Source organism: Acetobacter indonesiensis (assembly GCF_000963945.1).
GTDB classification, from domain to species: Bacteria; Pseudomonadota; Alphaproteobacteria; order Acetobacterales; family Acetobacteraceae; genus Acetobacter; species Acetobacter indonesiensis.
On sequence record NZ_BAMW01000057.1, the window covers coordinates 95,785 to 118,932 of the forward strand.

At 52.4% G+C, this 23,148-nt stretch carries 22 protein-coding genes and 2 tRNA genes; 13 read left to right on the plus strand and 11 right to left on the minus strand.

Features of this window, described 5'->3' with window-relative positions:
• Positions 1–29: 29 nt before the first annotated feature.
• Positions 30–527 carry a DUF4186 domain-containing protein gene (locus Abin_RS12810; RefSeq protein WP_371862211.1) on the minus strand — a complete coding sequence of 166 codons (498 nt, stop codon included), beginning with the start codon at positions 525–527 and terminating at the stop codon, positions 30–32.
• A 580-nt stretch (positions 528–1,107) separates the two neighbouring features.
• On the opposite strand from Abin_RS12810, the gene Abin_RS12815 reads away from it, so the two are divergent.
• The 3 genes from Abin_RS12815 (at position 1,108) to Abin_RS12825 (ending at position 3,810) form a co-directional block, all read left to right on the plus strand.
• Positions 1,108–2,442: a tyrosine-type recombinase/integrase gene (locus Abin_RS12815; RefSeq protein WP_084593639.1), complete on the plus strand. Its 1,335-nt coding sequence runs from the start codon at positions 1,108–1,110 to the stop codon at positions 2,440–2,442.
• A 350-nt stretch (positions 2,443–2,792) separates the two neighbouring features.
• The gene (locus tag Abin_RS12820; RefSeq protein ID WP_158319919.1) at positions 2,793–3,266 is read left to right on the plus strand and encodes an ImmA/IrrE family metallo-endopeptidase; all 474 of its coding nucleotides are present in this window, start codon (positions 2,793–2,795) and stop codon (positions 3,264–3,266) included.
• On the plus strand, positions 3,238–3,810 hold the full coding sequence (locus Abin_RS12825; RefSeq protein WP_146867633.1) for a hypothetical protein: 573 nt from the start codon (positions 3,238–3,240) through the stop codon (positions 3,808–3,810). Before Abin_RS12820 ends, Abin_RS12825 begins: the two co-directional genes overlap by 29 nt.
• An 871-nt stretch (positions 3,811–4,681) precedes the next feature.
• Here Abin_RS12825 and Abin_RS12830 read toward each other — a convergent pair.
• Positions 4,682–4,912: a helix-turn-helix domain-containing protein gene (locus Abin_RS12830; RefSeq protein ID WP_255319292.1), complete on the minus strand. Its 231-nt coding sequence runs from the start codon at positions 4,910–4,912 to the stop codon at positions 4,682–4,684.
• A 144-nt stretch (positions 4,913–5,056) separates the two neighbouring features.
• Between Abin_RS12830 and Abin_RS12835 the strand changes: the two genes are divergently transcribed.
• The 9 genes from Abin_RS12835 to Abin_RS12875 all read left to right on the plus strand — a co-directional run bounded on the left by Abin_RS12835 (position 5,057) and on the right by Abin_RS12875 (position 12,232).
• The gene (locus Abin_RS12835; RefSeq protein WP_048847531.1) at positions 5,057–5,302 is read left to right on the plus strand and encodes a hypothetical protein; all 246 of its coding nucleotides are present in this window, start codon (positions 5,057–5,059) and stop codon (positions 5,300–5,302) included.
• Positions 5,299–5,745 carry a hypothetical protein gene (locus tag Abin_RS12840; RefSeq protein WP_048847533.1) on the plus strand — a complete coding sequence of 149 codons (447 nt, stop codon included), beginning with the start codon at positions 5,299–5,301 and terminating at the stop codon, positions 5,743–5,745. The genes Abin_RS12835 and Abin_RS12840 overlap by 4 nt, the downstream gene beginning before the upstream one ends.
• Positions 5,742–6,170 (plus strand): hypothetical protein, encoded by a 429-nt coding sequence (locus tag Abin_RS12845; RefSeq protein ID WP_255319293.1) that lies wholly within the window; start codon positions 5,742–5,744, stop codon positions 6,168–6,170. The genes Abin_RS12840 and Abin_RS12845 overlap by 4 nt, the downstream gene beginning before the upstream one ends.
• Positions 6,167–7,393, plus strand: coding sequence for a hypothetical protein (locus tag Abin_RS12850; RefSeq protein ID WP_048847535.1), 1,227 nt, complete (start codon positions 6,167–6,169; stop codon positions 7,391–7,393). Before Abin_RS12845 ends, Abin_RS12850 begins: the two co-directional genes overlap by 4 nt.
• A 142-nt stretch (positions 7,394–7,535) precedes the next feature.
• Positions 7,536–7,841 (plus strand): hypothetical protein, encoded by a 306-nt coding sequence (locus Abin_RS12855; RefSeq protein ID WP_052948228.1) that lies wholly within the window; start codon positions 7,536–7,538, stop codon positions 7,839–7,841.
• Positions 7,838–8,494 carry a hypothetical protein gene (locus Abin_RS12860; protein ID WP_048847537.1) on the plus strand — a complete coding sequence of 219 codons (657 nt, stop codon included), beginning with the start codon at positions 7,838–7,840 and terminating at the stop codon, positions 8,492–8,494. Before Abin_RS12855 ends, Abin_RS12860 begins: the two co-directional genes overlap by 4 nt.
• Positions 8,481–9,548 (plus strand): DUF7146 domain-containing protein, encoded by a 1,068-nt coding sequence (locus Abin_RS12865; protein ID WP_048847539.1) that lies wholly within the window; start codon positions 8,481–8,483, stop codon positions 9,546–9,548. The genes Abin_RS12860 and Abin_RS12865 overlap by 14 nt, the downstream gene beginning before the upstream one ends.
• On the plus strand, positions 9,517–11,436 hold the full coding sequence (locus tag Abin_RS12870; RefSeq protein ID WP_048847541.1) for a DUF927 domain-containing protein: 1,920 nt from the start codon (positions 9,517–9,519) through the stop codon (positions 11,434–11,436). The genes Abin_RS12865 and Abin_RS12870 overlap by 32 nt, the downstream gene beginning before the upstream one ends.
• Positions 11,437–11,662: 226 nt before the next feature.
• Entirely contained in the window at positions 11,663–12,232 is a 570-nt protein-coding gene (locus Abin_RS12875) for a recombinase family protein (protein ID WP_048847543.1), read from the plus strand.
• An 881-nt stretch (positions 12,233–13,113) separates the two neighbouring features.
• Here Abin_RS12875 and Abin_RS12880 read toward each other — a convergent pair.
• The 6 genes from Abin_RS12880 to mnmE all read right to left on the minus strand — a co-directional run bounded on the left by Abin_RS12880 (position 13,114) and on the right by mnmE (position 18,762).
• A tRNA-Lys gene (locus tag Abin_RS12880) sits at positions 13,114–13,189 on the minus strand.
• A 66-nt stretch (positions 13,190–13,255) separates the two neighbouring features.
• On the minus strand, positions 13,256–14,170 hold the full coding sequence (locus tag Abin_RS12885) for a ParB/RepB/Spo0J family partition protein (RefSeq protein WP_048847547.1): 915 nt from the start codon (positions 14,168–14,170) through the stop codon (positions 13,256–13,258).
• 2 nt (positions 14,171–14,172) lie between these two features.
• Positions 14,173–14,964 carry a ParA family protein gene (locus tag Abin_RS12890; protein WP_048847548.1) on the minus strand — a complete coding sequence of 264 codons (792 nt, stop codon included), beginning with the start codon at positions 14,962–14,964 and terminating at the stop codon, positions 14,173–14,175.
• Positions 14,957–15,547 (minus strand): 16S rRNA (guanine(527)-N(7))-methyltransferase RsmG, encoded by a 591-nt coding sequence (gene rsmG / locus Abin_RS12895; protein WP_048847550.1) that lies wholly within the window; start codon positions 15,545–15,547, stop codon positions 14,957–14,959. Before rsmG ends, Abin_RS12890 begins: the two co-directional genes overlap by 8 nt.
• Positions 15,548–15,549: 2 nt before the next feature.
• The gene (gene mnmG / locus Abin_RS12900) at positions 15,550–17,418 is read right to left on the minus strand and encodes a tRNA uridine-5-carboxymethylaminomethyl(34) synthesis enzyme MnmG (RefSeq protein ID WP_048847552.1); all 1,869 of its coding nucleotides are present in this window, start codon (positions 17,416–17,418) and stop codon (positions 15,550–15,552) included.
• Between the two features lie 21 nt (positions 17,419–17,439).
• Entirely contained in the window at positions 17,440–18,762 is a 1,323-nt protein-coding gene (gene mnmE, locus Abin_RS12905) for a tRNA uridine-5-carboxymethylaminomethyl(34) synthesis GTPase MnmE (protein WP_048847554.1), read from the minus strand.
• 241 nt (positions 18,763–19,003) lie between these two features.
• On the opposite strand from mnmE, the gene Abin_RS12910 reads away from it, so the two are divergent.
• The gene (locus tag Abin_RS12910; RefSeq protein WP_048847557.1) at positions 19,004–19,462 is read left to right on the plus strand and encodes a methylated-DNA--[protein]-cysteine S-methyltransferase; all 459 of its coding nucleotides are present in this window, start codon (positions 19,004–19,006) and stop codon (positions 19,460–19,462) included.
• A gap of 54 nt (positions 19,463–19,516) precedes the next feature.
• Here Abin_RS12910 and Abin_RS12915 read toward each other — a convergent pair whose 3' ends face one another.
• The 3 genes from Abin_RS12915 to Abin_RS12925 form a co-directional block, all read right to left on the minus strand.
• Entirely contained in the window at positions 19,517–21,526 is a 2,010-nt protein-coding gene (locus tag Abin_RS12915) for a M1 family metallopeptidase (protein ID WP_048847698.1), read from the minus strand.
• Between the two features lie 221 nt (positions 21,527–21,747).
• Entirely contained in the window at positions 21,748–22,557 is an 810-nt protein-coding gene (locus Abin_RS12920; RefSeq protein ID WP_084593640.1) for a hypothetical protein, read from the minus strand.
• 508 nt (positions 22,558–23,065) lie between these two features.
• Positions 23,066–23,142, minus strand: a tRNA-Pro gene (locus tag Abin_RS12925).
• Between the last annotated feature and the right edge of the window lie 6 nt (positions 23,143–23,148).

The window sequence follows — 23,148 nt, forward strand, 5'->3', positions numbered from 1 at the left end:
TTGTGTCCGAAACAGACTAGCCCCTAAAGCTATTTACGCGTTTTCTGTTTCCGCTGTGCAAAGTAACGTTGGATATCTTGTCCTTCATCTTCTGCCTGTTCAGGATGCTGTTCTTCACGCTCCAGCCAGCCGGCTATGACTGCCAGAATATACGCCTGCTGCTGCTGGGTTAGCGGCACCCCTTTTACAAAGTGGTGCCATTTTTCCACACAAGAACGGCAGCATGTTCCTGTTGCATGTTGTGCAGTAAAGACCGGGTGGCCTTTCCACGGTGTCTGCCGCCCATCCTTTACAGGATGCGATGGGGCAAGCCGTTTGGCTATAAAATCTGCGGCATGTTCTAAGACAATAGGAAGACTTTTTTCCTGTAAATAAGCCCTATCGACTTTGGTTAGATGAAACTGCCGCCGAAACTCGGACCGTGCCAGCTTATCCCAGACGTCAGCCGGAACAACGGGCAGATCAAACTCAGGAAGAAAGAGATTTCCTTGCGTTGGTATAGATGAATTGTCCGACTTGTTGGCCAAAATAAGCCTCGCTCCCATCAGAAACCAAACTCAATCTATGGTTTTTCATACGGGAGAACAAACCTAAAATAGGGCAAACTGATCTGTCCTGAAACGTAAAGAGGCAGCCTTCAGAGAAAATCGCCTCATCATATTTGCAGGACAGAAAGGAATGTGAGAAAGTAATTTTCACACTTGCCGTAAATCACCAATTTTTAGGAAAGATTGGTGGGCGCACAAGGACTCGAACCTTGGACCCGCTGATTAAGAGACAGTGCGGCCAATGTACACTTAAGGCGCACGTATATGCATAGAGATGCAAAACCCCTTATATTTCCTAGTGATTATAGAGCGTCTTCGCGCAGCGTGACGCATGAAGATGCACGGATTACTATTTCAAATGACTCCGGATTGACTCCGGAAAACTCGATCAGGGGGTGATGATGGGAAAATGGCAGCGGGGGATACACCAAAACAGGGTGTATAAGGTGTATAGGTGTACAACACATAGATATATTACTGATTTTATTGGGTTTTTTGCCACTCCTGACTATACACCTCACGGTTCTGTGAGGTGTGTAAGGTGTATAGGAGCCGTGGCATGAAATTTACCAAGCCGGGAATAGACGCCCTCACCTGCCCGCCGGGAAAGCGGGATGCCATGTTCACGGATAGCGATGTGAAGGGCTTTGCCATTCGGGTGAACGCCACGGGCAGCAAAACCTTCCTGTTTAACTACCGCTTTGCCGGTAAGCCCCGGCGCTTGGTATTTGGGCAGTATGGCGAATTAACCTTGGCGCAAGCTCGCAAACTGGCAGAAGCAGCACGGGGGAAGGTTCTGGCCGGAGGTGACCCGGCCGGGGACAAGAAAGCAGCCGCACACGCCTTCCAGCAGCAGGCGATTGAAGAAGCCAAACGGGCCGCTGTTAATGCGCTCACCTTTCAGGTGCTCACAGAACGCTGGGCCAGCAACGCCCTCCGGGACAGCAGCGAAAGCCATAGTACGGAGGCTCCGCGCCGCCTGCGCTTCAATTTTGCAGACATGCTGGACCGCCCAGCCCATGCCCTAACCGTGGCCGAAGTGCAGAACCGGCTTGATAAAGTAGCGGAAAAACACCCCACCACTGCCCGCCGCCTACAGGCATATGGCCGCGCCATGTACGGCTGGGCCGTTAAACGCCAGTTGGTTACGGAAAACCCATTTACCAATGCGGTGATAGAAGGCCGCGAAGTCTCCCGTGACCGGGTGCTGACCGATGCTGAATTGGGCGCGGTATGGCGGGCCGCCTGCCAGATGCCCTACGCCTTTGGCCCGTTCTTCCGCCTGCTTGTTCTGACACTCCAGCGCCGGAGTGAGGTTGCTGGCATGAGGTGGGACGAAATCACGCCTGACCTGACCACATGGACCATTCCGGCCAGCCGCACCAAGAACGGCAAAGAGCACATTGTCCACCTGTCCGAGCCAGCCCGGCAGGTTCTGGCCTCTCTCCATCGGCAAACCGACCCCAAAACCAGCGCCATATCTCCGCTTGTGTTCACCAATACGGGCAGAACGCCCATATCCGGATTTTCGGATGGCAAGGAACGCCTTGAAGCCCTGATGGCGCAGGAGCAGGTAGAAAACGGGGCTAAAGAGCAAAAAAACGCGGGAAAGAAACCCTCCGCCCTGCCTGCGAACGGCTGGCGGCTGCATGACCTGCGGCGCACGGGTGTCACCACAATGGCCCGCTTAGGCATTGGCCCCCATGTGGCGGATAAGGTGCTGAACCACACGGAGGGAGCCATAAGCGGCGTGGCCGCCGTATATCAGCGCCATGAGTTCCTTAAAGAGAGGGCGGCGGCTCTGGATGCGTGGGCAGCCCATGTGCTGCGGGTGGCAGAGAGTTCAGGAATCGAACCGCATGCAAGCAACGTGGTGCAACTGGGGAGAGTATGAATAAATTATCAAACCGAAATGTAACGAAATGCATCAGGGCGTTCCATGCGTAAGCTTCAAGCAAAATTTAATACGAGATTTTATATGTTGTTCGACTGCGCGCGTGGTCTCATATAAGTCTCTGTTTCAATTGGCAGGATCGTCTTTGCAGTAGACTGCTAACGTGCATGCTTACAGATGAGCAATGTCCTCAACTAAACGTTGAGGTGTTGCTTAAGCTGCATTTTCCGCACATATAACGTAAAGAGCAGTTTCGCTCTGTTTTGCGCTCGAAAGCTCTCTCTCTGGAGGGGGCTGTTCGTGTTTGTGCCAACGATTGAATAAGAGAGGATGTAATGCCGGATCATATCATGACCCCGACGGATGTTCTTTCTCAGCATTGGCCGAGCGCAGAACTCCCCATTGACCCAGCCATTATAGCACGGAATGCCGGCATTGATGTCGAACCGTTGCCTGTTGGTTCTGCTCCGGGAATCAGTGGAGAGTATTTGCCGTTAGGCCCAAAAGGTCGTCCAGTCATTTATTATAATGCTGATGACCCTGAGAACAGAATACGCTTCACCATAGCCCATGAACTCGGTCACCATTTTCTGGGGCACGGAAGAAGCTTCCGTGATTTTAGAGAAAACTCGGCTGAGCGTTATAACCCCTGTGAGGTTGCAGCCAATCGATTTGCTGCTGACATTTTAATGCCTCGCGTTTATCTGAACGTCTTGATTAACAAAAAAGGCATCACTTCGCTTCAAGAGCTGACCAACCTCTTTCAGGTCTCTGAAGCTGCGATGACATACAGACTTGGAAACCTCGGATTCCTCTCCACCTAAAGGAGAGACACCAGCTAACACTAACCCTTCCCCCGCTTCACCGCAGGGGAAGGCCGATTCCAAAAATTCATCGACCAGCAGTAGCGCTCCTGGGTTCGATGGTCCAACTACGCCTCCGTTGGGACGTGTTGCCCCGAAGCCTTTACCAGTTCAGACAATTACGCCAGATGAAGTAAAAGACGCCATAGAGGAAGCTAAAGAAATTCGCTTTCTTAGAAGGTGGCTTTTTATGGCATTTATGATTATCTCTGGAATTGAGCTTTTATGCCTTCCTATTGCTATTATTCTTATGCTTAGAACGGAAGAATATTTAAGTATTATTTCTCAAGATAATTCCAGAGCCATGATTTCTTCTGGTCTTATGGTGGCATTAGCTGGTGCTATTCCACTTACTATTTTTGTTACACTGGCCAAAATGATCCATAAAAATGAAGCGCCGAAATCAGAAAATAATCAGGAGCAAAAGCTAACTACAGCACTCACCGCTCTGTTTTCCGCTCTTTCCGATACCGTGGTAAAGATCAAAGATATTTGTGGGAAATAGTCTCTGCACCTGTGAGCCATCCTTACAGGTTCACTCCTTTCAAGAAAAACTGAATACTTTTTGAGGCCAGCCCTCCGTTGAGAAGGGCCTGTGCAGAATTGCATACCCCCAGCTCAGATGCTGAGGGGCATAGCGGCGTGATATTGGCAATTTTGACGGCCCGTTGCTCGTGTCAGAGGTAACGCCAGATTTGGCGTTAGGTGGAATCAGGCGAGTTTTTACCCACACTCTGCTCTCAATGCCTGCCAGCTATGCGCCTGAAACCGCCCCAGCCATAACGGGGTTAAACCCGTGAGATTGATGGGAGTGCGTTGTTATGATGAGTGTAGTGGGTATGACCGCTGTGGGGTTTCTTGTGTGCCTGGCAGTAGCCAAGGCGGCTGATGTGGTCGCTGCTGCTTGGTTTACGGGGGATACACGGAGGTCATAGCGTAAGGGGCGCAACATGAGCCCTTTGGGGCAGTTGTCGTTCATCACGTTACTACCGGAAAGTCGGTAGTATTTTGAGCGGTTAAAGGAGGACCATCAGAAGCAGATACCCAGTGTGCAGGCTCCGGAGGGTTCCGGGGCTAGTGCGAGAGTGGCCGCCACCAATAGGAAAGCGATAGCGAACAGAGCAAAGGTGCATATAGCCAACGCTCTCATTTGACTGTGTCCTTCTTTAGTCTGGGTGTAGCTGTAGTTGCCCGCATGGAGTCCTCACACTGCTTCTGTAGCCTCTGCATTGCTTCTGGCGGCATAGGGGCGGTCATCATGGAGCGGTAGTTCATGCAGGCAGGCGTATCACCGGGCCGATGGTGGGACTGTTGCGCACAGCCAGCAAGTATGGTGGTCAGTATGACCATTATGGACCAGTTATAAACCATGGCTATTATGCACTGTCCTTCCGCAACCTAACCCCAGCCCCTCCGCCGTTTTCAGGGATGAACTGGACGCCTGCGGCTTCTAGAGCGGATTGGATAGCATCTATCGTGCTGGCTTTCAGTTCCTCGCCTCTTTCAAGGCGGGCAATGGTATCAGGAGAAACACTTGCCTCCTTTGCGAGGTCACGCACTCCCCAGCCTATAGCTGCGCGGGCCATTTTACATTGAACAGCTAACAAAATCCGAACCCTGATACGATTTTTTCATTGCAGATTTATCGTAACTATGTTCGGATAATAGGGCAATGCAATTTGCGGCCAAATGGGGAGCTTGGACCCTCCCGCACTTGGCCTAACCACAACCGCTCGCACTAGGAGACGGTAATGGCTGAACGCGCCTATACCATGCCCGGCACATGCTGGGCAGTGCTCACTCTTGCTCGCCTTCATGGCGATGCTCTGGCCGCATTTGCTGCGGCTGGCCTTTCTCTGCTGGCTCTGGCTGGTTTCCTGCATCCTGAACACCTGCACGGCCCCTCCGGAGGGATGACAGGCCATACACACCACCACACCCTTCCTCATGCCGTGCTGGTGGCCTCCGTGACGAATGGTGCGGAGGTGGCACGATGAGCCAGACCACGCCACACAGCCCCGGCCTGTCTCGCCGTGGTGCTCTTGCCTCCGTGCTGGCCGCCACAGCCGCAGCTCTGCCCGTCATGGCGTCTGCTGCCCCTTCTGGTGAGGATGCTGCCCTACTGGCGCTCTGTGCGGAGTTATGGCGGGTGCATAAGCAGATAGGGTCTGCGGATTATCTGGTAGAGCATGAGTTCGGCTCGCCAGAACAGAAGAGGCTGGAAGCCAACCTCGATCAGCTTTGCAGGCAAGAAGACAGCCTTGTGAAACAGATTGCCCAAACTGTTGCCCGCACCCCATCTGGCTTGAAAGCCAAAGCGACCATTCTGCAAACCTTGCTGCCAGACATAATGCGCGATTGCTACTTGTCCGACGAATCAGGAGAGTTCCTGCTGGTCATGAGCCTTTTGGGTGATCTGACCGGGGGTGCTCAGATATGAGCAAGTCCTCCGTTTGCCGCCGTAACGTTCTTAAGGCTTCTCTTGTCGCCGCCGGTGCTGCCGTGCCTGTTGTCGCTTCGTCTAGCCCAGCCGGAGGGCAGGATGCCGCCTTGCAGGATGTGTTGCGCCGCTATTGGCAGGTAGAACGCGCCATTCTGGCGATGGAGGCCAGCCCGGAGCCACCCGTAACGGCCCCAGAATATCCGGCATGGGAAGCTCGGTTTGATGGTTTGATTGCCCAGCGTTCCAGAATCATAACCCAGATGGCAGACCTTCGTGCTGTGACCCCGGAGGGGCAGCGAGCCAAGGCTGAGGTGCTTGAGCGGCACTTGCCAATCTGTCTGCGCTGGTACGATTGTGGCGATGACCCTGAAATCCGATTGGCGCTCAGTTTGGCGCGTGATGTGGCCGGAGGTGCAGCATGATTACCATGCAGCCGCCCTCCGCAAGTCCCCTATTGCCTATTCCTGTTTTGTTCTCAATTATGGAACCAAGCGCGGCTAGGTATGGCCACCGAACGCCTGAACCCCATGACAGGCCCGCCGCGCTCCCTTCCAAGGTTCATGGGGCTAACCGATGTGGGGCGGTTGTGTGGGAAATGTATACTCTTCCGTCTACGGAAGACCGGCTGAAAAATGGTATCAGGCTCTCTGATTGTTACCATGCCTTTGCGCTTCTTGATGATTGGATAGAAGCCAATTTTGATGGCATGAGCCGAGCAATGTGCGAATGTATGTTAAGCGGTATACCAGAGCAGGCTTTTGATTTTCCTGACAAGGTAAGGGGTTTTTTGGGGCCTACTGATTTAGTGCCTAAGGCCCTTCGAGAGTTTGAACGGTATCGTTACGCCATTTATGAAAACATAAAGTCTCTTCTAAAAAGCGGCCGTCTGACAGCTTATGGAAAAGAAAAAATTACAGATGAAAAATGGCAAACCATTCCATGTCAGTATTTCTCTCTTGAGTGCAAAATATCGTTTGATGAAAACAAGGTCACCGTAGAAGGGGTGAGTTTTCTAGATGTGCGGATAACCTGCCTTGAATCGCTCCCTATCTGGTGTGCGGTGGTCGCTTATGGCGATCAAGAGTTAGTGCCTTCTCTGATGAGACGAGTAGGAGCATGCCGGGTTAAAATGGCATCTAAGGGAAGCATCCATGCTCTCTTTGATGAGATCAGGATATTCCGGAGATATTTTTGCTCTCTTATGCAAAAAGAAGAGCTAAAAGGGTATTATTTAGGAACAGATGAACAAGTTTCACCTACTTTGTGGAATGAACACAAGATTGGCTTGGCCAGATCAGAGATATGTATAGCCCCTAAAAAATGGCGACATGTCAAAATTTATACACCACATCCTCCATTAAATGAGACAGATACAAACACGCTGGCAACCGCCACCAAACGAACAACGGCCAACGTTTCTCGCGTTCCTTCCTTGCCTCTCCCAAAAACCCAACGGGGGAATTTAGAAGAAGATGGGCGTCTGATAGAAGAAATGTTCAACCTCATACGTGCTGGAAAAGCTAAGAACGCATGGCAAGCAACAGACCTTGTTGTCGATAAAGCTGCCGGACATGGAACTATCAAAAGCAAAAAACAACGCCTCCACGCTCGGTTTCAGAAGGCATACAAGGAAAATTCGGAATAAGTCTTGAGTTCATTTTTTCATTTTTGTTCAGCCTGAAAAGTACTGAAAAGACCTGAATGAACATCCGCGAGTAATCCTCAGTTCATGCGCTACGCCGCACACACATGCAGCGTGGAGCCCCATGAACTAAAGGAGATTTTCCATGCCTTCCATGGCACCAATTCAGAATAATACGTCAGGTATAATGGGCGGCATTTCTCATTTTCCTGCACCTGAACACAAGGAAACCATAGCGCCTCTCGTTCTGTCAGAAGCCAAGGCCGCCGCACTGGTAAATCTTGCACCCCGCACCTTGCAGGCAAAGCGGCTGGATGGCACGGGCCCTGCCTTTGTGCAGCTTACTCGGAGGCGCATTGGTTACTCAGTGGAAGCCCTGCGTGCATGGGTCGCGGGGCAGTCAGTCAAGAGCACAGCGGAAGCCTCTGTGAAAATGGAAGGTGCAGCATGAGTGACAACACAACCACCTCAAGCGCCACCAACCGTCCTATAGAATTATGGAGTGGCAGCACATCAGACGCAAAACCTAATCTGCTTGGCCGCTTTCTCTATCTCTGCTGGCGCATTGACTGGCAATTGCATGCCACCCCGTTCAATTCTGACATGTCCAATATTGTTCAGGAATACGCCAGAGATTTTAAGCCGGGTTTTACCACGGGTGTCGTTATTGGGCTTTCTCAGGCTTGGCTTCATCTCAGCAAGTTAACAGTCGCTGAAAAGAGTTTTGAGGAGTTATCAGAAGGCTTCCGGACGGAGGGAGCCGAAGAACGGTTCATCCCCATGGCTCCTGCCCTCGGATGGTTCTGGATGGGGCTGGAAAATGACCTTCGAGCAGCAGAGGCCAAGAAATGGTTGGTTGCTATTGGCTGGGGTAAAATCTTGAAGCAAGCAGAAGAACGTGATGCTGCCATGCAAAGGGTTCTGGCAGGACATGCCGTATCCTATGGCAGTTTCATTGAAGAAAAGCCGGAATATACCAAGGCAAAGCAGAAGGCCGATGCGCGTTTCATTGAAGATATGCAGAATTGGCAACGTGGTGGAATGAAAGGTCATAGGCCAGACCTGAAAGATTACCAGCCACAGGTGTGCTATGCGGCGGCATAACGCCTCCGAACTGGCCCGGCTTCTGGCGGAGCACATCACGCGCCTTGCACCTGAACTGCTGCCACATGGCAAAAAGGACGGTGTAGAATGGCGTGTGGGTAGTCTGGCCGGGGAGCCGGGCCAGTCCCTTGCTGTGCGTCTATCTGGCGCACGGCGGGGCGTATGGGCGGATTTCAGTTCCGGGGAGCGTGGCGATGCGCTGGACCTTGTGGCTGCCTGCCTGTTCGGTGGAAGCCGGAAGGACGCCATGCAATGGTCAGAAAACTGGCTTGGCCTAAGCAACACAACCACCTCCGCCCCCGTGCAGCGGCGCCCTATTCAAGAAAAACTGAATACTTCTCAGGAATTGGACAAAGAAGCTCAGCAACGGAGAGCCAAGGCCCGGCGTTTGTGGCATGACACGCCAGCAGGGATAGCAGGCACGCCAGTTGAGTCATATCTGCAAGGCCGTGGCATAGACTTGCGAGCCTTGGGCCGTGCTCCGGGTGCATTGCGCTTCGCGCCTGCGGTCTGGTGTCAGGAAGTCCGCCGTCCCCTACCGGCTATGCTGGCCGCTATCTGTTCGCCTAGTGGCAAGCTGGTGGCCTGCCACAGAACATGGCTGGCGCAATCTCCCTCCGGTATATGGTGTAAAGCTGACCTCAAAAATCCAAAGAAGGTGCTTGGTAGTTTTGCTGGCGGGTGCATCCGCCTTTGGCGTGGTGCCTCTGCGCTTGCCCTTGGTATAGCGCCGGAGGGTGACGTGGCGATTGTTGCGGAGGGCATAGAAACCGCCCTCTCCTGCGCTATTGCCTGCCCGGAATACCGTGTGCTGGCTGCTGTTAGCCTCAGCAACATGGCCGCCATGAAACTGCCTGACACCATCACAGAAATTATTGTCGCAGCAGATAATGATACCGGCAATGCTTCCGCACGGAAGGCGCTGGATGCTGCTCTCTCACAATTCGCACAGCAGGGCCGCACAGTTCGGCTCGCCATGCCAGAGATACAGGGGCAGGACTGGAATAACGTCCTGACAGAACATGACGGACTCAAAGGGCCAGAACGGTCGTAATACTGTGCGGGCCGGTCTGACCTCCGCCAAGGTGGTACCGATGCCTGGCACACAAAGTAAAAAGAAAAGCGTAAGCCAGCGCATAGAGTCTCCGTGCGGGCGGTTTTTCTGTGACGCACACGGGCTGTTCCGTAAGGCAGCAGACAGCAACAAGACAGATATGAAGCTCTCTGGCCCTATCTGGATAGTCGCAGAAACGCGCGGAGCAGATGGGAAAGGCTGGGGCATATTACTGGCTTGGACTGACCGAGACGGACAGCAACATGAACAGGCGTTTCCACGTGCCATGTTTGCTGGAGACTGTGCCGAACTGCGGAGCCAGTTGGCGGATGGTGGCCTTACTCTTCAATCTGGTCCAGCAGCCAAAGCGGCCTTTGCTGACTGGCTCTCTTCAATTTCCAGCACTGACAGGGCGCTTTCAGTCAACCGCATAGGCTGGCACACCCTCAGCGGAGGGATGGTGTATGTGCTGCCAGATACTACCTACGGCAATCTAAAAGAGCGGGTAGTGCTGCAAACAACCGAGCAAGAGCCAAACCTTTTTGGCGTCTCCGGCACGGTAGAAGACTGGAAGCAACATATAGGCCAGTTCTGCAAAGGTAACTCCCGCCTTGTCATGGCCGTTTGCACAGGCTTTGCAGCCCCTCTCTTGGGTGTCTTGGGCCTAGAAGGAGGCGGCGTTTCGTTTGTTGGTCCATCCCGCGCTGGTAAATCTACAGCCCTCCTGTTGGCATGTAGCGTATGCGGAGGCACACCGGAGTCCGGAGCCAAAGGTTATGCCCGGTCTTGGCGCTCAACCTCTAACGGCATGGAAAGCGTTGCTCTGAGTTCGTGTGACGCCCTTCTCCCAATGGATGAAGTAGGACAGCTAGACCCCAAAGAAATTGGTGACGTGGCCTACATGCTGGCAAACGGACAAGGCAAGGTAAGAGCCAGCCGAACAGGTGGCGCTCGTGCTACGGCTCGTTGGCGCTCTTTGTTTCTTAGTACGGGAGAAAACACTCTCGACGATATGAACAAATTGGCGGGGCGTCCCACAAAAGCAGGTCAGGAAGTGCGTTTCTGTGATGTGCCTGCCGATGCTGGGCACAACATGGGCATGTTTGAAAACATACACCATTGCGATAGCCCCGGAGAGTTTTCGGATTATCTGGGTAATGCCTGCGGGCAGTATTACGGCGCACCCCTCCGAGCCTTCTTGGACACCCTCACCCAGCGTATGGAGGCGGAAGGCATCAGAATATTCCGTGAAAGCCTGCTGGCACGAATGGAAGCAATCTCCACAATCTACCTTTCACACTGGCCTAATGCATCCGGACAAGTGCGCTCTGTCTCTCGGCGTTTTGCCATGATTGCTCTTGCTGGCGAACTGGCCACCGAGTTCGGCTTAACCGGCTGGGACCATGATACGCCTGACGTTCTGGTCAGCATGTGCTTTGGCGATTGGCTTCGTGCCCGTGGCACCGCAGGCCGCAGAGAAGATGAGCAGGCCATACAGCAGTTGCGGGATTTCATCACACAAAACCTTTCTGCCCGCTTGGAACCATGGATAGACAAGGATGCAGATGAAATGCCGGTAGAATGGGGAGAAGGTAAGCCACCACCAGAACGCTACCGCACGCAGAAGCAGGCGGGCTGGCGGCGTTGGGCTAAAGGGCCAGACGGCCGCTACATATGGTGCCCTATCCTCAACCCTGCTGGAATGCGAGAAGCTCTTACAGGCCTGAACCAGATAGAAGCCAAGAAAATTCTGGTGGAACGTGGTCTGCTTATTCCGGGCAAAGGCGGGAAAAACTCGGATTTAATGGCACCACCGGGATACGCAAAGAATACCCGCGTTTACGTTATTTCTGCGCATATCTTTTCTGTCGCTACTGGTGACAAGTGAAATAGGACTCACCGGAGGGATATTGCCTCTCTCTTCGGTCCTCATTTTCATCGCTATGCGTTTTGTACATGGCTTGCAGCGTTCCAATAGACCATGCCCTATTGGAACAAATGGTGTGGAACACTTTTGCCCCTGTTTTCTGTTCCAATAGGGTTGTTTTTCGTATTTTGGGACGATATAGGTCTAGGGTCTAGACCTTTTGGAACAATTTTAGGAACGCTCTCAAATGAAAATCGGATACGCACGGACCAGCACCACCGATCAGGTGGCAGGACTTGAAGCGCAAGCCCGTGACCTGTCAGCCAATGGATGTGAACGTATCTTCCGTGAACAGGTGAGCGGTGGCAGCACGGACCGGCCTCAACTAAGTGCGGCGTTCGATCACATGCGGGCTGGTGATGTACTGGTAGTGACCAAGCCAGACAGGCTGGCCCGTTCGACTGCCGACCTGCTGCGGCTTGTGGAAGAGGTCAAGGCAAAGGGCTGCGGCCTTATCGTGCTCAGTATGAATGGCATGACACTGGATACCACCAGCCCCACCAGCAAGATGATGCTGACCATGCTCGCCGCTGTTGCTGAGTTTGAGCGTGACATTATGAAAGAGCGGCAACGTGAGGGAATAGCCAAGGCCAAAGAGGAAGGCCGCTACAAAGGGCGTAAGCCTACAGCGCGTAGTCAGGCAGAGCAGGTGCAAGCACTGGCTGCTGAGGGTGTGAACGCCACGGAGATAGCCAAGCGTCTGAATATGGGCCGCACTTCTGTTTATCGCTGTCTGGCAGATGCTATGGCTCGCTGAGTCTGGTTTTGTCGTGGCGGTGGTGTGCGCGGGCAGCGCGCGAGTTTCTTTCCCGCGATTTTTGGCTTTTCAGGGTAAAACGACACAAAATTACTTTGAGTGATGCAGCCATGTCATGACTAAACAGGCCCCCAGCGGCCCATTTTTCACGTCTAAAAACAAAGGAAAAACACCTTTAAAACGTGGAATAGGCTGAAAAATGGCAGAAAACTGCCATTTCGTTTTTGTAGCCTATACACCTCATACACCTTTTTGCAGAAGGTGTATCAACACGGGTGTTCATGATTTCTGTATATAAATCATATTGTTAATCGCCTCTATACACCCAATACACCTTATACACCTCGTTTTGGTAAGGGGCAGGGTAAGAGCCTAGAGGCCAATGCCAGCAGGCTCATGCGCTTTGCGCATAGCTTGGAAATGGTTACCTAAGGGGGGCGGGTTCAATCTTCAGACCGGCTTGGGCACCGTAACCGCACCAGTCTCATGCGCAGATTTTCTTGGTGATTTTTGAAAACAATCAAGTTTTTCAAACAAGTGGGCCGGATTGATGGGCGGAACAGGCAAAAATGCCGAAAAACCACCGAAAACTGGCCAAAACACATGAACAGGGTGGGGGCGGCCTAAAATCTCTAGCGACCATGGGTACCCGGACCGCACCAAGGGCAAATTTTCATACCCGCGAAATTGAGGAGAAAAGTTACCGGAGTAGAGTGAGGACGGAGGGCGAGCAGATAAAACGGCTGCCTGTTCAGAATGAGCCGGGAAAAACCCCTGCCCTGCCAGCAAAACCGGCGTTTCAAATGACTCCGGATTGACTCCGGAAGACTGGCGGGTGAGGCACCCCGAAGTCTAAAAACCACCTAAGTCTTTGAAAAGATTGGTGGGCGCACAAGGACTCGAACCTTGGACCCGCTGATTAAGAGTCAGCTGCTCTACCAACTGAGCTATGCGCCCTTACAGTCTAATTGACTGAAGTGAGGGGTTTTTATCACCCCTTTTTATAAAACACAAGCCTGAAAATTATGTTTTCAGGCGAGCCAGAACATCATCTAGCTGATCCAGGCTTTTATAATGAATCTCTAGAGAACCACCTTTGCGCCCATCAAAATTAACCTTAACCCGTAACCCCAGCCGGGTTGCCAGATCGCGTTCAAGGGCAGCTATTTCAGGGTCACGCGCTTTTTTGGCGGTCTCTGTTTTTTGCGGTTTTTTCTTTTCTTCTAAAGCAGCCTGAACAAGCACTTCAGTCTGTCTGACCGACAGGCCTTTGGTCAGCACGTCATGCGCAGCTGCAACGGGGTCTGGATGAGCCAGAAGAGCGCGTGCATGGCCTGCTGACAGTGCCCCGCTCCCTACCGCCTTTCGCACAGAATCCGGCAACCGGAGCAGCCGCAATGTATTCGCAACGTGCGGCCGTGATTTACCGATAGCCTGCGCCAGTTCGTCTTGCGTCAGGTTATAATCTTCCATCAAACGACTGAAACCTTCAGCCTCTTCGATAGCATTCAGGTCTGCACGCTGAAGGTTTTCAACCAAAGCCGCAGCCATGGCATCAACTTCATCCAGATCGCGCACCAGAACAGGGACAGTGTGGCACTGGGCTAATTGGGCAGCCCGCCAGCGACGTTCACCTGCAATAATCTGGTAATGGTCTTTTTTATCAGGATCAGGCCGGACCAGAATGGGCTGCAGAATACCACGGGCACGAATTGAGTCGGCCAGTTCCTGCAACGCCGCTGGCTCCATGTCCTGACGTGGCTGAAAAGGCCCTGGGGCGAGAACTTCGACAGGTAATGTGCTGGCAGGGGCACTCGTCAGGCCTGTTTTTACGGACGCAGTGCCAGATGTGTTTTCAACCGTAGCAGGAGCCGTATCGCCCAACAGCGCGGCAAGACCACGCCCAAGCTTGGGGCGGGCAGCAGGTTTACGTGCCATGCTTACGATGTTCTCCTCTTGATTTCTTCAGCCAAGGCACGGTAGGACGCCGCACCGCTTGCCTTTGGATCATACACCATTACAGGCTGACCGTGACTTTGTGCTTCCGAAATACGGATATTTCGCGGGATTAGCGTTTCCAGCACATCATTGCCAAAGAAGCTACGTGCATCGGCAGCAACCAGTTCTGACAGGTTGTTACGCCGATCATACATGGTCAGAGCAATACCCGTCATTTTTAGCGAAGGATTAAGCTTTTTCCGCACACGATCAATCGTCTTAACCAAGTGCCCCAGCCCTTCCAGCGCAAAAAATTCACACTGGAGCGGAGCCAGAACACCATCAGCCGCAACAAGCGCGTTCAAGGTCAGCAGACTTAAGCTTGGTGGACAATCTATGATGACGTAATCGGTTGTTTTTGTCAGAGGCTCTAACGCCGTGCGTAACCGGTTTTCACGCCCGTCTGCATCCACCAGTTCAATTTCAGCCCCGACCAGTTCCGTATTGGCGGCAATCACAGAAAGGCCATCAATCTCTGTTGGTTGAAGTAAATCTTCTGCTGGCTTTTCATGCATTAGCAGCGCATATGCGCCACCCTGCCGTGCATTATAAGCCACACCTACACCAGTCGATGCATTTCCCTGCGGGTCCATATCAAGCAGAACGACGCGAGCACCATCTTCCGCCAAAGCAGACGCCACGTTGATAGCTGTTGTGGTTTTACCCACGCCACCTTTCTGGTTGGCAACAGCCAGAACAAAACATTTTTTTGCTTTTTTATCAGTCTTAGACACGTTCAAGATTGCTCACTTCAAGAATCACACCATCATGGCTTGTCACACTGGGATGAATAGAAACATCCATGTGCCAGTTGCGTCTTGCCTCGGTCAACTCATCTTCGGCCTGCTGGCCCTTCAAAAAAACAGCTTTGCCACCTTTTGCAAGAAATGGAGCAGTCCATTCCAGCAGTTTGGGAAGCGCTGCCAATGCGCGGGCGGTTACGACCGGGGCCGGCTCCACCTTGGCCTGCTCTATCCGCTCAGCCACAACGGTTATCGGTGCCTGTGTAACACGCGCAGCTTCTCGCAGAAATGCGGCTTTGCGCTGGTCTGCTTCAATAAGCGTTCCGGGCACGTTGGTTGCTATTGCTGTAATCACGCCCGGAAAGCCACCGCCAGAACCAAGATCAATAAAGGCCGAGGCCCCTTCAACCAAAGGAGCAATTTGCAGACTATCACGCACATGCCGTTCCCACACGTGTGCCATATCCCGGCTGGAAACCAAGTTTATCCGGGGGTTCCATTTCTCCAGCAGGGTAACAAACGCTTGCAGTCGCTCTTGTGTTTCACGTGAAACAATGGGGATTAGATCAACCATAATCAGTGCGCCACACGCTGCCGAACATGCGCCAGAATAGCAACCAAAGCAGATGGTGTTATTCCGGGAATTCTTTGTGCTGAACTGAAGTTTTCAGGTTTTGATTTTTCAAGTCGTTCCTTCATTTCAGCACTCAACCCCCCAATAGCGCTAAAATCCAGACCCGCAGGAAAACGGATTTCGCTCTCGGCTTCCAACTGCTTTATTTCACGGCGTTGCCTCACCAGATAGCCCTTATAGCGGGCTTCCGTGCTGACATAATGCCGCACTCTTTCAGAGGCTGAAAAATACCAAGGGGCCAGTTTAGAAATCACCTCATCACTTACGCCATACCCCAGAACTTCAAGCAGCGTCCGGCGGCGTCCATCCTGTGATACTTTAACACCTGATTGAGCCAGCACATTAGTCTGCCAGCTTTCGTGTTCTGCACGTTCTGAAACATCTTTGATTTCAGAACAATCTTTTTCAAAAACTGCTTTGCGTTCAGCACCAATGCACCCCCAGTCTATACCCAACTGTGTAAGACGCATATCCGCATTATCGGCCCGAAGCGTTAGCCGGTATTCAGCGCGGGAAGTAAACATACGATACGGCTCACTGACGCCCTGCGTTGTCAGGTCATCTACCATCACGCCAATATAGGCCTTGCCTCTGTCCAAACTGACGGGCTGCTGCCCGCCTGCCCGCCTTGCTGCGTTGAGACCTGCCAGAAGCCCCTGTGCGCCTGCTTCCTCATACCCAGTGGTACCATTAATCTGGCCAGCGAGAAACAGATTGGGGCACTTTCGCAACTCGAGAGACGTGGTCAGTTCTCGTGGGTCCACATAGTCATATTCAACCGCATACCCCGGCTGCGCAATGACAGCATGTTCCAGCCCTGCAATGGTATTGATCATCTGCTGCTGCACATCTGCGGGCAGACTGGTTGAAATCCCATTCGGGTAAATCAGATGGCCACCGTCATGGTCTGGCAATGCTTCAGGCTCAAGGAAGATCTGGTGCCCGGTTTTTTCAGAAAAACGAACGACCTTGTCTTCGATAGATGGGCAGTAGCGCGGCCCTCTGCCTGAAATAGCCCCCCCGTAAACAGCAGAAAGATGCAGATATTTATTGATAATATCATGCGTTTTCTGGTTTGTTGACGTGATGCCACAGACCAATTGCGGGTTTGTGATTTCTTTGGTCAGCCGACTGAAGGGTTCAGGATGAACATCCCCTTTGTCTTCAGCCAAAGAGGCCCAGTCGATACTGTCTTTAACAAGACGCGCAGGCGTGCCCGTTTTCAAACGCCCCGTGGTCAAACCAAGTGACTTGAGCCGCTTCGCCAAAGCGATAGCCGGTTGCTCCCCCACGCGCCCCGCTGGTCGTGACTCGTGGCCAATATGAATGACGCCATCAAGAAAAGTGCCTGTGGTCAACACAACTGCACCAGCATGGTAGGTGGTACCATCTTCACAAACCACACCCTGGACTGACCCATCGGCCCCACAGAGTAAATCACCGGCAGCACCTTCTGCGCACTCAAGATTAGGCGTTTCAGCCAGAAGATCCTGAATTGCCTGCTTGTAGAGCATCCGGTCTGCCTGTGCCCGGGGCCCCTGTACCGCAGGGCCTTTAGACCGATTAAGCAGTTTGAAATGAATCCCTGCACGGTCCGCTGCACGGCCCATCAGCCCATCTAGCGCATCAATTTCGCGCACCAGATGGCCTTTGCCTATCCCACCAATAGCGGGATTACATGACATGGCCCCGACAGTGCTTTTGTGATGCGTCAGCAAAAGTGTACGGGCGCCACAACGCGCAGCAGCAGCAGCAGCTTCACACCCTGCATGCCCACCTCCGACAACAATCACATCAAAAAAACGGTCCATTATACCATGACCTTTTGAAACTTACTTCCCAATACAAAACTGTCCGAACACAGCATCCAGCAGATCTTCTACCCCTACATGCCCTGTCAGCCTTCCGAGTGCCCGCATGGCCAGCCGGAGTTCTTCACCCCTCATTTCAGGCCAATCCTGCTGCAATGCAGCCTCAAGACAGGCACAAGCCTCCTGCACGCCGGCTTTGTGGCGTGCCCTCGTCAGAAGCGGCGCACCGAAAGAAGATCGGGCAGTCAAACTCTCCACTTTCTGTTCAAGCAGCTTTTTAAGGGCACTTAACCCCTCGCCTGACCGCACACTGACAGGAATGACAGGTGTATCTAACACTTTTGCCGGCACAGACCCAAGGTCTGTTTTATTACCAATGAGGATAGCATTCGGAAAAACGTCTTCTGGCACGTTTTGGGCCGCGAACATTTGCAGCACACAGTCTGCATGTTTCACGTGAAACAGAGCGCGCTTTACGCCTTCAGCCTCAATTTCATCCTCAGTTTCCCGCATCCCGGCTGTATCAATAAATGTAACCCGGACACCAGCAAGACTGCCATTGACCTCAATGGCATCACGCGTTGTGCCCGCAACCGGGGAAACAATGGCAGCATCTCTATCCGCCAGCCAGTTCAACAGGCTTGATTTACCCGCATTTGGTGGCCCAACAATGGCAAACACAACACCACGGCGGATGCGCTCACCCCGTTCACCTTCCTGAATATGGGATTGCATAGCCTCAATAAGCGCAGATATTTCATCCAGAAGACCCTGTTCAACCTCAGGCGGTAAATCTTCGTCTGGAAAATCAATCAGGGCTTCCTGATGCGCCAATACCCGTTTAAGACGCTCTGCCCATGCCCCATACAATCGGCTTAATGCACCATCGGTCTGCGCTAAAGCCAGCTTTCTCTGGCTTTCAGTTTCCGCCTCTATCAGATCTGAAATGCCTTCTGCTTCGACCAGATCCATACGCCCATTTGTAAAGGCCCGGCGCGTAAACTCACCGGGTTCTGCGGGCCGCGCCCCCGCTTCCACCAAAGCATTTGCAACGGCTTGTATGACTGCCGGCCCCGCGTGCAGATGAAGTTCAAACCCATCTTCACCCGTATAACTCTTGGGCCCCGGGAACCATAATACCAGTGCCTCATCAAGCAGGTTATCCTGCGTTCTGGCGTCCTGCCATACAGACCGTAACGCGGCCTTACGGGCTGGTGGTAATTTGCCACACAGACGCTGCAAAATATCGGCACTGCCAGAACCACTCACACGCATGATAGCAATTGCAGCGCGGCCCAGACCCGTTGAAAGAGCAAAAATGGTCTCTCCATTATGGTGGTCCATGTGTTTTTTCTCTTTCCTCAAACTCTGTCCGGGTCCCTAATCTCTGGGATTTGCGATGATATGGTTTTGGTAAGCCACCATTCAACGGAGATAGACCGCTTTCTAAAACAGAATATCCCTAAGACGTAGCCTTAAATTACACCGTAGCAGAGGGAAGAGTCTCGGTTTGAGCATGACAAGCCATGTGCCCACGCGCATACTGGCAGCACGTTTTGAAAACCTGACACCATGAAAGCCTTCCATGCCACAGCTTTCCCTTCACTCTCCCCTCGGGCCGCTTACCCTTTCAGAAGAAGACGGAAAAATAATTTCTCTTGATTGGGGATGGGGACGTGACCAGACAGAAACGCCTCTTTTGTGTGAAGCACGGGATTGGCTGGACAAATGGTTTGATGACCCCAAAGCCGTCGGGGCCTTTCCCTTTCCGCTAGAACCGTTTGGCACGGCGTATCAGAAAAAAGTGTGGGATGCACTTTGCGCCATTCCGGTTGGAAGCATTACCACCTATCAGGCACTGGCACAGAAAGTCGGTGGCAGCCCACGCTCCATCGGGCAAGCTGTTGGGCGTAATCCCATCCCTATTCTTATCCCTTGCCACCGTGTTGTGGCGCAAAGAGGACTTGGCGGATATTCGGGAGATGGCGGCATTGATGACAAACGCTGGCTTCTGAATCTAGAGGAAGCCCCACTCGCCCTTTGAGCTAAAGGGCCAACCCAGCAGGAAAGTATTTTCCTGCTGGTGAACAATTATAGATCAGTGTGAAGGTACGGCCGGAACACTCACTGCATTTTTTCCATCATCCTGTGTGGCCGCATTATCTGCCTTAACATCCAGACTATTATCCGCCCGATTAATATCGGGAATTTTATGGTCAGGGTCTAGCACAACAGATTTTACCGGCTGTTTGCCCGGTATATGAAGCGTAACGTCATTTTTCTGATACCATGTCTCGGTGGGGATTATGACCCGAGCCGAGCTTCCATCTATCCACGTCACTGCAAGAACTACCGGCAAAGGCAGCCATCCTTTGTTTGTCACATGCACCAGAGCCCCCTTCGCAGGGTTATTTTTGACGTAGGAAATAGACTGGACAGCATAATCTGGCCCCCAGTTTTTGAAATACCATCCACGCCAGAACCACGACAGATTTTCTCCGCCTTCACTCTCCATTACACGAAAGAAGTCAGACGGCGTTGGATGCTTAAAGGCCCATAACGCGATATAACGCTTAAAAGCACGATCAAATCGATCCGGGCCCAATATCTGCTCCCGCAGGATTTGCAGCCCGTAAGCCCCCTTAAAATACGTCACAGGGTGGCGGTATTTTTCAGGCACCAAATCCGCTTCCGTCATGAGCGAGGGCGCTGCCGCATCTTTCAGAACCGGGACAATATCATCTGCCGGTCGTCCGGTCTGCGGGGCAAACTCCACGTCTTTTTTAGGGGCGAACTCGCCATGATTAAAGTGATCAGAGGCATAGGCATCAATAAACGTATTGAACCCTTCATCCATAAACGCATGGCGGCGTTCATTAGAGCCAACAATCATGGGAAACCAGCCATGCCCCAACTCGTGCGTAGTGACCCAGAATAATTCAGAATTGGCATCCTCTTTGCCGTCAAAAACAATGCCGGGATATTCCATCGCAGCACCATGACCACCGACATTGATGGCATTCGGCCATGGGTATGGGTACCATTTTCCTGAAAAATACTCGATTGCGTGCTTCACATACTCTGTCGAACGGTCCCACTTATTAGCCCCTGTTGCTTCAGCAGGATAAACTGACATAGCCAGCCTTGGGCTTGGGTTTTTGGCATTACCGTCTTCCAACGGGGGAAGATCAAGCTTTGCGGCATCCCACAGCAATGCAGGCGATGCCACAAAAGCAACATCGCGCGTGTTGTTCATATGAAAGCGCCAGGTTTGGGTGCCGTTCTGTATCTGGCCCACAATTGCTTTCACATCCGCTGCACTGCGAATTTGGACACGTGTTTCGCTTTTTGCAGCATCTGCAAGACGATTTCGCTCCTGCGTGGTCAGCACTTCCTGCGGGTTTGTCAGCGCACCACTTCCTACAACCAGAAAGCCCTTTGGCACCGTTACGCTGTAATCAATGTCTCCGTAATCCAGATAGAATTCCTGCCCCAGATAGGGGGATGTATCCCACCCCCTTACGTCATCATAAACGGCCATACGGGGATAAAACTGAGCAATTTCATAGACCTCCCCATCTTTGTCCTGACTATAAGCCGTACGACCACCCCATTCAGGCGGAATAGCGTAATGCCATGTAATTTTAAGGGCTGTTTTCCCCCCTTTTGCCGAAAGGTCTCTGGGTAAGGCCACCAACATACGGGTATCTGACAGTGTGGGTGTAAGGGTCGTATCTTTGCCATTTGTCAGCACAGAGACAGAATCAATCACCATCCCACCCGTATGATTACGCAACCATCTGGGCGTCGCAAAGGACGCACGCGCCCCCAGCGCATACAGGTTCTGGTCAAGCTGTATCCATAAAGATGGAAGCGCATCCGGGCTGTTATTCGTATATGTCAGCGTTTCCTGGCCAGACAGAACATGCGTAGCAGGATCAATCTTCACCTGAATTGTATAATCAGCTTTATTTTTCCATGCGGCTGGACCAGGGGCACCATTGGACGAGTGATAAACATTTACCGGCTGCGGGTAAGAAAGCGGTGCAAATATTTCTCTGGGGTCTGGCTTAGCTGCATAGGCAGATGTTATGGCGCTTCCTGACATAAGAACTACGGAAAAACAGAGAGATAAAAACTTCTTTTTTTCTTTCTTATAGAAACATCCAGAGAGAGGATTTGAAAAATGCGACACGCTTGTTCCCCATAACACCAGTTCTTTTTCAATCCGGTATCGTAACTCAATTTCTGGCATTTCAAAACAAAGAAGGGAGAAAAGGTTTCAGCCTTTTCTCCCTCGTACACTCCTTAAAGAATATCTTTATAATGTCAGCGTTTATCGCAACTTTCAGTCAAGGAATTGAAGAAGCGCCCAGCACTGCAATGCACAACATCTGACTGCTTCCCTGTTTGTGGAGCGGCATTATATGCTGGTGGCTGCTGGTAAGATGAATAAACCGGCTGAGATGCAGGCTGCGCCGAAGGGGAATAATAATAACTTGGCGGTGCATAGATGGTGGGGTCTTCATACCCGTCATCCGCACTGGATGCGGCAACAGCACTGCCTACAGCAAGGCCAAGGGCAGACCCGAAAACGAAGGGAGCTCCCCAGCCCCAACCCCAACCACCGCCAGCATAAGGGCCTGCACCCCATCCCCAACCGGGATAACCCCAGCCCCAGTTATAGTAGGGATATCCCCAGCCACCCCAACCCCAACGAGGGCCACCACCCCAGCCAAAGCCGCGTCCGGGTCCCCAACCGCCGCCCCAGCCACCGGGACCACCCCGCCAACCGGCGCCGCGAAAGCCGCCACGGGGGCCCATACCCGGACCACCACGGAAACCACCACCAAAACTTCCGCCAGGCCGAAAACCGCCACCCCAGCCACCTCCTCGGAAGCCTCCACCGCCCGGCCCCATTCCGGGGCCTCCTCTAAAGCCGCCGCCTGGGCCACCCATACCACCACCACGGAAACCGCCACCAGGGCCGCCCATGCCTCCACCACCGTGAAAGCCACCGCCGCCTCCACCCGGACCACCACCGCCCGGATGGGCAAGGGCCTGCGAAAGAGGCACACATGCAGATGCCATAAGCAGACATGCCGCCAGACCAGAGTGAAGTGATGCGTGCTTTTTCATGAGTTCCTCCCGCAAGCCACATCCTGTATTTCATCCATGACTGGAGAACAGGTAGAACGTGGAGTGGTTTCCTTTTCTAAAAATGGGAATTTACGGCTGATTTTCTAGCCCACAATAGACGTCAGGCCTGTCTATTGCTCCAGAAAATAGACTTGTTCCCTCTCCTTCCGTAATTTCGCATGTTCATGCGGCAAACTCATGGCGCATAGGATATAGGAAAACGAACGCTTCTGTCTTATGACTTGCCAGAATAGCGTTTTACTTAATACCGTTTGAAATATTCCAGACACATTCCGAAAATAACGTTTTTCGTTTTTTCTTTGACGTTATGAAACCACCTGGTGATTTTATTCAGGCTCGTGGCACTTCCTAGGTCTATAAGGTATAAAGTCGGGAAGTCTATTTTCTCTAGACATATTAACGCTAAAACAAAGATGCGCCTGACATAAGGCAAGCCGCAATTAGTCACATAGCTATCTGTTTTTATTAGAATTTATTTTTGAAAAAATGGTCGGAGTGAGAGGATTCGAACCTCCGGCCCCTGCGTCCCGAACACAGTGCTCTACCAGGCTGAGCTACACTCCGACAGCC